This window comes from Nitratidesulfovibrio liaohensis, assembly GCF_011682075.1.
Taxonomy (GTDB): Bacteria; Desulfobacterota; Desulfovibrionia; order Desulfovibrionales; family Desulfovibrionaceae; genus Cupidesulfovibrio; species Cupidesulfovibrio liaohensis.
The window spans coordinates 1-9,193 of the sequence record NZ_VSMK01000023.1 but is presented as its reverse complement, the minus strand read 5'-3'; the positions used below and the strand labels follow the sequence as shown (position 1 = coordinate 9,193).

The window sequence follows — 9,193 nt, the reverse complement described above, 5'->3', positions numbered from 1 at the left end:
GCGCAGCGCCCGCACGACAGGCAGCGGTCGGCCAGTTCACGCGCGGGCTTGAGGCCAAGGCGCCCCGGCTCGTCGCGCAGGGCGGCGAACACCAGATGCTTGGCGCGGGGAGAAAGTTCTTCCTGCCCGGTGGTCAGAAAGGCGGGGCACACGGCGGTGCACTGGCCGCACAGCAGGCAGGCGCGGGGCTGCCCGGCGGTGTCGCCCGGCGTGCCGCCGTTCGTCGTGGATCTGGAAGTGGTGTCCGTGCTCATGGTGTGTTGCCGCCCCCTAGGGGCGCTTATAAATTAGGATTTTTGCTCCGTTGGCAAGGAAAACGAGTCAGCCATTAGGGAGTGCGGCAGCCGTTAGGCAAGCTTGCGAGCCTTACGGATGGCGACCGCAGCGCATACTCTTCTGGTATTCGACCGAGCCTTAGCCGTTAGGTGAGCGGAGCGAACCTTTACGGATAAGGACAGCAAAGCCATGGCAGACGAAGTTTGACCGCGTTGCGCACGATGTCCGTAGGGCTCGCAAGCTCGCCCAACGGCCACGCTTCGCGCCCTCCGGGTCGGAAGCCAACGGACGAAAAGACAATTTAGAAGTGACCCTAGTAGGCCTTGTCCGGGTTCATGATGCCCAGCGGATCGAAGGCGTGCTTCACCTGGCGCATCAGTTCCGTTTCCAGAGGCGAAAGTTGCAGGTGCAGGAATTCCTTCTTGGCCATGCCCACGCCGTGCTCGCCGGAAAGGGTGCCGTCCATGGAGCGGACAAGTCGCATCACTTCCACGGTGGCGGCGTCGGCGCGGGTGGTTTCCGAAGGGTCAGCCCCGTCGTACATGATGTTCACGTGGATGTTGCCGTCGCCCACGTGGCCGTAGGTGAGGATGGGCAGGTCGTGCGCCTGTGCGATGGCCCGGATGCCCGTCAGCGCGTCCAGCAGGCGACCGCGCGGCACGGCGATGTCCTCGCCGATCTTGTTGGGGCGCACCAGATACGACGAAGGGCTGATGCCGCGTCGCATGGCCCACAGGGGTTCTTCCTCGTCGTGGCCCACGCCGTGGGCGGACCATACCGGCGGTTCGTTGCCCGGGGTTCCGTCCGCGGCATCGCCGGCGGTGTGCAGGGCATCATGCATGCGGCGCACTTCCAGCGGCAGCGATTCGCGGCTGCCGTCCAGGCGGATCAGCAGCGCGCCGCGCACGCTGTCGGGCCACGGGGGCGTCTGGCGGCGGGCCACGCAGTCCAGCACTTCCGGGCTCAGGAATTCCAGCGCCACCGGCAGGATGCCCGCGCGGAAGATGCGCCGCACCCCGTGCATGGCCGCTTCCATGGAGTCGAACCCGGCCAGCAGGGTGGCCGTGGCCTGCGGCAGGGGCAGCAGCTTCAGCGTGATGCGGGTGACGATGCCGAGGGTGCCTTCCGACCCCACGAACAGGCGGGTAAGGTCCAGCCCCACCACATTCTTGTGGCAGCGACCCCCGGTGCGCAACACCTTGCCGCCGGGCAGCACCGCCGTCAGCCCCAGCACGTATTCGCGGGTGACGCCGTACTTCAGGGCGCGCATGCCTCCCGCGCAGGTGGCCACGTTGCCGCCGATGGTGGAGATCTCGATGCTGGCCGGGTCCGGCGGGTAGAACAGACCGCGCGCCTCCACGGCGCGTTGCAGGTCGGAGGTGACCACGCCCGGCTCCACCTCTGCCACGAAGTCGTCGTCCGCGATGTCGAGGATGCGGTTCATGTGCAGCAGGGAAACCACGATGCCCGGCCGGTCGGGCACGCAGGCCCCCACCTGGTTGGAGGCGCGGCCCCGTGCGTATACGGGCAGGCGTTCCGTCTGGGCCAGGCGCAGCAGTTCCACCACCTGCGCTTCGGTGGTGGGGCGCACCACGGCCAGCGGGGTGCCCATGCGGCGGCCCGCGTCGGTGGCGAAAACCAGGGTCTGCTCCGGCGTGAGCAGCAGCGAATCGCCGGGAAAGATGTCGCGCAGGGAACGTTCCTGCGTGGCGGTAAGGTGGGGGGCTTGGGTGGACACGGGGCTATCCGGCTGATGCGGTTGGGGATTGGCTGGGAGATGGCCGGGGGGAGGGGGGATTTTAAAGCGTTGATGCAGGTGCAAACCGTCCTTTTCTGGCGCTGGCAGGTAGGGTTCGATGCTGCCAGCGCCCGAACGGATGGTTTGCAGGGACAGGCTAGAACCGGGCCAGTTCGCGCTCGGTATCCCGATCGGCGGCGCGCTTCTTGAGGTCCTCGCGCTGGTCGTGCAGCTTCTTGCCGCGCCCCACGGCTATTTCCACCTTCACCCGGCCCTTGCTGAAGTGCAGGTTTACCGGCACCACGGTCAGGCCCTTCTGGGCCACGCGCAGGGCCAGCGTGTTGATCTGCTTGGCGTGCAGCAGCAGCTTGCGGTCGCGGTCGGGGTCGTGCTGGGCGTAGCCCGCGTTGTCGTAGGGGGCAATGTGCAGGCCTACCAGAAAGGCTTCGCCGTTGCGGAAATCCACGTAGCTGTCGCGGAAGTTCACGTGGCCCGCGCGCAGGCTTTTGACCTCCGAGCCGGTCAGGACGAGGCCTGCCTCCATGAAATCGTCGAGTTCATAGAGATGCCGGGCCTTCTTGTTCTGGGCGATAAGGGCGGGAGAGGGTTTCTTGCTCATATATTTGGGGAATGTTCGTGCGGTTGATGGCGCGTATGCGGGGGGAACCCCCCGGCGGGGCGGCGATGGAGGGCCGGATGGCGGCGGCTGCGTGGTGAAACGAGCGCCGGGTTCCGGGGCCGCGCTGTGAAGTGGCGCGCAAGGGGTTTCAAGACCAGAAATCGGCGGGAATGGCAAGGGTTGGGGGCGGGCGCTACGCTGAAGGGGGAGACAAGGCGAGGTCGTGCGCGGTTGCACCCGGCTTCTACGAAGACAGTCCAGCCCTGTTGAATACGCCCGATTTCGTTATGCCTCCGGCGGGCAAGGGGCCGCAGAGCGGCGGCCCCTTGCAACCCCGCGCTCCAGGGGGGCTTCGCCAGCTCTGCTATCTTCATCCGTAAGACTCGCGTTTCACGCTCGCCTAACGGCTGAAGTCCCTGAACCCCCGACGTTTCCTGCGCCGCATTCTTACGCCGGGCAGCTTCCCTGCGGCGCTGGCGCGCCTCGGGCGATCTGCCCGGCTGAATGCGTATGCGCGCAATGCTCTCGGTATCCTGGCCTAGCTCCGTGCCTTTATCTCCATTCTTCCTGCACCGCATTCCTTTCGTCGCCAGCTTCCCTACGGCGCGTAGCGCCTCCGGGTGATCTGGCGACGAGAATGCGATGTGCGCGAATCTCTCGCAGCCTTGGGCTACAGGGTACATCAAGTGCATTGTGGTGCGGTTGCCAACACGGGTGGGACGGGGAGCGAATGCTGTGAAGTAATCAGTAGGTGACCACGAAGAAATGCGTGCCAGTGCTTGGTTGGTATGAAAACTCCATGGGGCGAGGTCTGCGGCTTGGAGTGAACGCCCGTTAAGACGGCAATGTGATGTGCGTAGAAGCGAGTGACGCCGGGTTTTGGCGGCGGCACATGCGTCGCAACGGGGGCGTGGGTAAAGGCACCCTCGCGTGGCAGTGGCAGCGGGAGCGTTGCGCGCATTGGCGTCACCGGCGGCAGATCACCCGGAGGCGCCCCGGCGCCGGAGAGAAGCTGCCGCCGAAGGGACGCCGCGCAGGAAACGCTGGGGGTCCAGGGGTGGCGAAGCCCCCCTGGAGCGCGGGGTCGCAAGGGGCCGCCGCTCAGCGGCCCCTTGCCCGCCGGAGGCATAACGAAATCGGGCGTGTTCAACAGGGCTGTACTGTCTTCGTAGAAGCCGGGTGCAGCAGCGCTGAACCTAAATCCAACCCGCCGGAGGCATAACGAAATCGGGCGTGGTCTACCGGGCTGGCGTGTCTTCGTAGGTGCGTGCGCATTGGAGCTACGCGCCATCCGACCCCGCTCCGCGAGAAAGGCGTCAGCCCCTAATCATCCTGGTCCAGCATGGACGAGAAGAACGTCAGTTCTTCCGGGAAGCGATTGTAGATCGTTTCCTTCACCATGCGGTTGATGGTCGAGACGGTGGACGCACTCAGCACGTCGCGCAACAGTTCCTTGCACTCTTCCATGTTGGTGCGCCGCAGAATGTGCTTGATGCCCGGTATGGCCTGCGGGGCGATGGATATGGCGTCTATCTGCATGCCCAGCAGGATGGGCAGGCAGTACGGGTCGGACGCCACCTCGCCGCATACGCACACCGATATGCCCATGCGGTGGGCCGAATCCACCACGTACTTGATGGACCGCACGATGGCGGGGTGCAGCGGCTGGTACAGGTACGAGACGTGCTTGTTGCCGCGGTCGATGCCCAGCGAATACTGGATCAGGTCGTTGGTGCCGATGCTGAAGAAGTCCACTTCCTGCGCCAGTGCCTCGGAAATCAGCACGGCGGAGGGCAGTTCCACCATGATGCCCACGGGCATGTCCGGGTCGTAGGGCTGGCCCGCCGCGTCCAGTTCGGCCCGCACCTCGTTCAGGATGTGCTTGGCCTGCCGCAGTTCGTGCAGCCCCGAGATCATGGGAAACAGCAACGACGCCGTGCCGTGCGCGCTGGCCCGCAGGATGGCCCGCAACTGCCGCCGGAACACGTCCTGATGGCGCAGGCAGAAGCGGATGGCCCGCAGTCCCAGGGCCGGGTTGGGTTCTTCCAGCTGGCTCTGCTCAGACAGCATCTTGTCCGCGCCCACGTCCAGCGTGCGGAACACTACCCGCCGGGGCGAAAGCAGCCCGGCAAGCTGGGCATACTCGTCGTACAGTTCTTCTTCCGTGGGCGAGGTGCGGCGGTTCAGAAAGGCGTATTCGGTGCGGTACAGGCCCACGCCGTCGGCCCCGCCGTCCAGCACCTGGGGCACTTCCTCCACCAGTTCGATGTTGGCCTGCACGTCGATGCGGTAGCCGTCCAGGGTTTCCGCGGGCAGGGTGGACTGGCGGCGGATGGATTTCTGATAGTTTTCGAACTGGTACTTGAGGTCGGTGTAGTCGGCCAGTTCCGCCTCGTCCGGGTCAACCAGGATGAGGCCGCGCAGGGCGTCCACGATGACCAGGTCGCCGTCGCCCACGGATTCTTCCAGCGACGAGACGCCGACCACGGCGGGAATTTGCAGGCTGCGCGCCAGAATGCCGGTGTGCGAGGTCTTGCCGCCCTCCGCCGTGGCGAAGGACATGATCTTGACCGTGGGCAGGCCCATGGCGTCCGCCGGGGTCAGGTCGTGGGCCATGAGCACGATGCGCTCGTCCGGGGGGCGCAGCGGTTCGGCGTGGCGGCCCACAAGGCGCGTCTGGATGCGTTCGGCCACGGCGCGCACGTCCTGCACGCGTTCGCGGATGTACGGGTCCTCGATGGCGGAGAACGCGGCGGCAATGGCCTCCACAGCCTGGTCCAGCGCCCATTCGGCGCAGATGTGATGGTCGCGGATGCGTTGCGAGGCGGCGCGGATAAGCTTGGGGTCCTGGCAGATCATCATGTGCGAATTGATGATCGCGGCGTGGTCGCGCAGTTCGGCGGGTACGTTGTCACGGGCGCGGGCAAGGTCGTCGCGCACGTCGCTGGCGGCCTGCTCAAGGCGGGCCACCTCCGAATCCGCCGCACCGGGCGGAATGATTTCGAACGAGACGCTTCTGCGGCGGCGGTTGGTGAAGAACGCCTTGCCGATGGAAACGCCCGCCGAAACGGCTATGCCTTGCAGGATCTCGCGCGCCACCGGCTACTCCTCTCGAAAACGGTTGCGGAACAGGGCGGAAAGGTGCTCCAGCGCGTGTCGCGCATCGGCCCCCACCCCGCGCAAGGTAAGGCGCGTACCCTTGGCGGCGGCCAGGGACAGGATGTCCAGAATGCTCTTGGCGTCCACTTCCATGCCATCCATGGCAAGAAAGAGCTCCGCGCCGAACTTCTGCGCTTCCTGGGCCAGGCGGGCGGCTGGTCTGGCGTGCAGGCCCTGGTCGTTGGCCACGCACACCGTCACGGTAAGTCCTTCCTGCGTCTCTTCGATGGGTTCCTGCACGTCGTGTATCCTGTCGGCTATAGCGTCGGTATGGTTCGTGATGCGGGCGGCGTTCAGAAGTGCTGCCAGGGGCTGTTTCCAAATTAGGCTTTTCGTTCGTTGGCAAGGAAAACAAGCCTGCCATGAGGAAGTGCCTCAGCCGTTATGCGAGTCTCCGAGCATTTACGGATGAGGACCGCAAAGCGTACTTCTTATCGTATTCGACCGGCATGGCAGGTGAAGTTTGAAGCAGCCAACGGGCGAAAGAACAATTTAGAAACAGCTCCTAGAAGCCCCAGGGCAACGGCATCCAGTCATCGGCCCACGGCAGGGCGAAGGCCGCGGCGGTGGCGCAGACGGCCAGAAAAATTCGCGAAACGTGAAAACGCCCGATCAGCCACGAGGCCAGCATGAGCAGCAGCGCGGACAGCGTCCAGCGCGGGGCATGCTGGTGATGCGGCCAGATCAGCCACAACAGGCCCGCCAGCACCACGGCGTTGCACAGCTTCAGCTTTTCGCCCCAGTTGATGAGGTCCCACTGCTTCAACCGTTGCAGCACCTTCAGCCCTTCGCGCAGGCCCGCAGCAAAGGTGAACAGCTTGAACACCTGCAACGAGACGAACAGCATCAGGCTCCACAGGAAGGCCGCGCCGTTGTTGCCCGAAACCACCAGCGCGCAGGTGGTCAGCGACCAGAACACCAGCATGCTGCCGCCGAACACCGAATCGCCGATGGCCGACAGGGTGTACACGGTGGTGTCCTTCAGGCTGCGCAGCACCTCTGCCGGAAAGGTGCCGCGCGCGATGCGCGCTTCCAGCGACAGGAACGTGCCCACCAGCAACGGCGCCCAGAACGGATGCGTATTGAAATGGCGCAGGTAGCGCTTGCGCGCCTCTCGCCGGGCGCGCGGGTCCGGGTAGATGGCGGCCAAGCCCGGTTCCATGGCGAACACGATGCCGATGTTCTGGTGCCCGCGCGTGTTGAACGCCGCGCCCACGAGATACGACCGCAGAAAACACAGCAGCAGCGTCTTGGCGTCGGGCATGGCGTTGGCGGAAGTGGGCATGGAGCACCGTGGCAAGGCCGTTGTGGTGTTGAGAGCCTGTCTGCCTGCTTGGCCTGTCTGGCCGGGGCGGGGTCGGGATGCGCGCCAGGGAATGTCCCTAGCGCGCGTCCTGCATCAGCTTGTAGATATCCTTCACCGTCCAGCCCCGGGTTGCCTCGTGCACCCTGCGGGCCAGTTCGCGCGGTTTCTCGTCGGGGGCCGCCCTGGCCTCGTCGGCCAGCAGGGCCAGCACCTCTGCGCGCGGGGTGGCGGTCACGGATTCCGGAGGACCGATGACTACCGTGATTTCTCCAAGTAATTCACGGGTCAGCTGCGCCCTGTCTTCCAACCTTAGAAGGATAAACTCCTCGTGAGGCTTGGTCAATTCCCGAGCGATGCAGCACTCGCGCGGACCAAGAACGGCATGGGCGGCGTCCAGCGTATCGGCCAGCCTGTCCTTGCGTTCGAAAAAGACCAGGGTGGTGCGCACGTTGGCGTATTCCGCGAACAGCTTTTCCACGTCAGAGCGCTTGCGCGGCGGAAACCCCAGAAAGGTGAACGGCTGCGGGGCAATGCCGCTGCCCGCCAGCGCGGTGATGGGGGCCGAGGGGCCGGGCAGCACCGAAACGTCGATGCCCTCTGCCCGGCAGGCGCGCACCAGCCGAAAGCCGGGGTCGGCCATCAGGGGCATGCCCGCGTCGGAAATGAGCGCGATGTGGGCCCCGGCGCGCAGTTCGTCGAGGATGCGCGGCAGGCGCTCTTCCTCGTTGTGGTCGTGAAAGCTCATGAACCGCTGGGCGGTCAGGCCGCATCGGGCAAACAGCTGCCCGGCGCGCCGGGTGTCTTCCGCCAGCACCAGCGCGGCTTCGGTCAGCACGTCGCGGGCACGGGGCGAAAGGTCACCAGGGTTGCCAAGCGGTGTCGCCACCACCCAGAGACGCGGTGAGGTCGAAAGCATGGGGGTAGTGCTCCAGCGTCAGGGTTGCCCCGTCGTGCACCACGCACACGAGGTCGAAACGGCATGGCTTGTCCCAGCAATCGTGGGCGGCCAGGTATTGTCGGGCGGCGCGAACCAGCTTGCCGCGCTTGGCCGGGGTCAGTGCCTCGTCCGGGCGGGCGGGGCCGCTGGCGGCGCGGGTTTTTACCTCCACGAACACCAGCATTCCTCGGTCGTCGCAGACGATGTCCAGTTCCAGACCGCCATGCCGCCAGTTGCGGGCCAGCACCCGCAGGCCGCGTTGGGCCAGCAGCCGGGCCGCCGCCTCTTCGCCCCGTGCCCCAATGGCTGCATTGCCGGTGGCGGATGCCGTGGTCGGGGGGGCGGCGCGGGGCGGAGTCACAGCAGGGTTCCCTGCGTCTGGGGCGGTTCCGGCCGCACCCCGCGAAAGGTGGCCCGGTGTTGCGGGCAGGGGCCGTGTTCGGCAATGGCCGCCATGTGCTCCGCCGTGCCGTAGCCCTTGTGCACGGCCAGACCGTAGTGGGGAAAACGGCGGTCCAGTGCTGTCATGAGTTGGTCGCGAAACGTCTTGGCCAGGATGGATGCGGCGGACACCGCCGGAACCAGAGCATCGCCCCCCACCACGGCGCGCTGCACGGGCGCGGGAAACGGGGGGGCAGGGGTGGCCTGATCCGAACGGGCCGAACTGACCGAACGGACCGAGTTGACCGGATGGGCCGAACCGATCGGACGGGCCGGGCAGGGGGGCTGCCCGGCGAACACGGCGGCGGGGATGATCTTGTCCCCGTCGATGATCAGCGGAACATCGGACAGGTCGAATTTGCCAGACACACTGGGCAGGCCATGCAGAGCGAGCAGGGGCGCCGGAGTCCGGCCGGGGGCGTTCGCCGCATTCCGTACCGCGTGGCCGGGGCGCAGGAAGCGCACGGCGCGCCACATGGCGTGGAAGGTGGCCTGCAGGATGTTGATGCGCTCGATGTCGCGCGGCCAGACCACGCCCAGGCCCCAGGCCACGGCGTGCTGGCGGATGCACGGGGCCAGGGCCTCGCGTTTGGCGGCGGTGAGCTTCTTGGAATCGGTCAGCCCGGAAAGGTCGGGCAGCAGGGCGGCCAGGGTGGCCGCGTCGGCGTGGGGGGGCAGGATGACGGCGGCGGCTACCACGGGCCCGGCAAGGAGATC

At 66.3% G+C, this 9,193-nt stretch carries 9 protein-coding genes; all 9 read right to left on the bottom strand.

The window, feature by feature from the left end:
- The coding region (locus tag FVW27_RS01200) for a 4Fe-4S dicluster domain-containing protein (protein ID WP_167122026.1) at positions 1 to 254 on the bottom strand (254 nt) is incomplete at its 3' end.
- 335 nt (positions 255 to 589) lie between these two features.
- Positions 590 to 2,014, bottom strand: coding sequence for an FAD-linked oxidase C-terminal domain-containing protein (locus tag FVW27_RS01195; protein WP_167122024.1), 1,425 nt, complete (start codon positions 2,012 to 2,014; stop codon positions 590 to 592).
- Positions 2,015 to 2,171: 157 nt separating this feature from the next.
- Positions 2,172 to 2,633 carry an SsrA-binding protein SmpB gene (gene smpB / locus FVW27_RS01190; RefSeq protein ID WP_007527135.1) on the bottom strand — a complete coding sequence of 154 codons (462 nt, stop codon included), beginning with the start codon at positions 2,631 to 2,633 and terminating at the stop codon, positions 2,172 to 2,174.
- Positions 2,634 to 3,956: 1,323 nt separating this feature from the next.
- Positions 3,957 to 5,732 carry a phosphoenolpyruvate--protein phosphotransferase gene (ptsP, locus tag FVW27_RS01185; protein ID WP_167122022.1) on the bottom strand — a complete coding sequence of 592 codons (1,776 nt, stop codon included), beginning with the start codon at positions 5,730 to 5,732 and terminating at the stop codon, positions 3,957 to 3,959.
- Positions 5,733 to 5,735: 3 nt separating this feature from the next.
- Entirely contained in the window at positions 5,736 to 6,032 is a 297-nt protein-coding gene (locus FVW27_RS01180) for an HPr family phosphocarrier protein (RefSeq protein ID WP_015946498.1), read from the bottom strand.
- 265 nt (positions 6,033 to 6,297) lie between these two features.
- Positions 6,298 to 7,077, bottom strand: a complete 780-nt coding sequence (locus FVW27_RS01175; RefSeq protein WP_015946499.1) for a PTS system mannose/fructose/sorbose family transporter subunit IID — start codon at positions 7,075 to 7,077, stop codon at positions 6,298 to 6,300.
- Positions 7,078 to 7,174: 97 nt separating this feature from the next.
- Complete coding sequence (rsmI, locus tag FVW27_RS01170) at positions 7,175 to 8,014, bottom strand: 16S rRNA (cytidine(1402)-2'-O)-methyltransferase (protein WP_167122020.1); 840 nt, start codon at positions 8,012 to 8,014, stop codon at positions 7,175 to 7,177.
- On the bottom strand, positions 7,956 to 8,396 hold the full coding sequence (locus FVW27_RS01165; RefSeq protein WP_167122018.1) for a YraN family protein: 441 nt from the start codon (positions 8,394 to 8,396) through the stop codon (positions 7,956 to 7,958). The genes rsmI and FVW27_RS01165 overlap by 59 nt, the downstream gene beginning before the upstream one ends.
- A partial coding sequence (locus FVW27_RS01160) for a ribonuclease HII (RefSeq protein ID WP_167122016.1) occupies positions 8,393 to 9,193 on the bottom strand: 801 nt, incomplete at its 5' end. The genes FVW27_RS01165 and FVW27_RS01160, both read right to left, overlap by 4 nt.